This window comes from Corynebacterium sp. UMB8791 (assembly GCF_054166365.1).
Genome location: NZ_JBSZCG010000079.1, coordinates 1 through 313 on the forward strand (window position 1 = coordinate 1; position 313 = coordinate 313).

General features: G+C 62.0%; 1 protein-coding gene. It reads left to right on the plus strand.

Features of this window, described 5'->3' with window-relative positions:
• Positions 1–313: 30S ribosomal protein S4 (gene rpsD / locus ACXIUA_RS02135; protein WP_457975980.1), on the plus strand; the 313-nt coding region annotated here is incomplete at both ends.

The following is a 313-nucleotide window of genomic DNA, read 5'->3' on the forward strand; positions in this document are numbered from 1 at the left end:
GTCGTCCCTACCCTCCGGGGCAGGCTGGCCGCGCTCGTATCAAGGAGTCGGAGTACCTGCTCCAGCTCCAGGAGAAGCAGAAGGCACGTTTCACCTACGGCGTGATGGAGAAGCAGTTCCGTCGCTACTACGCCGAGGCTCACCGTCGTCCGGGCAAGACTGGCGATAACCTCGTCGTCCTGCTGGAGTCGCGTCTCGACAACGTTGTCTACCGCGCTGGTCTGGCACGTACCCGTCGCCAGGCTCGTCAGCTGGTTTCCCACGGCCACTTCACCGTTAACGGTAAGAAGATCAACGTGCCGTCCTTCCAGGT